Source organism: Dellaglioa sp. CoH-57-MRSF-20, from assembly GCF_056781955.1.
In genome coordinates, this window is sequence record NZ_JBXAXV010000190.1 from 1 (window position 1) to 339 (window position 339).

Here is a 339-nt window from a genome sequence, read left to right on the forward strand (position 1 = left end):
GGTGGTACCAGCAACTGTTACCAGATACGCCGAACCGTTTGCCGGAACTGTTTGGTAGAACGGATTGGTTGCGTTATACCCGGTATCGATGGTCTGCATACCGCTCGCCAAAAGCGCCGTGTTCGTATCGATGGTGTTAAGACCTGCGTACTGAGATACGTGGTTGGCGTTAGCATCGAAGTTACCCACTATATAGACAGCACCAAGCGGAAGCTTTGTATTCTTGATGCGCCCGTATACGTAGTTGTCTGTCGGGTTGCTGGAACCGTTAGGAATTGCCGATAGGCCGGCAACGCCGCCCGGTTTGTCTATCTGGTCAGATGGAATCGCACCAACATC

1 protein-coding gene is annotated in these 339 nt (G+C 52.2%); it reads right to left on the minus strand.

What is annotated here, in order from left to right; translation table 11 throughout:
- On the minus strand, positions 1–339 hold a 339-nt coding region (locus AC1RPN_RS08735; protein ID WP_481763798.1), incomplete at both ends, for a hypothetical protein.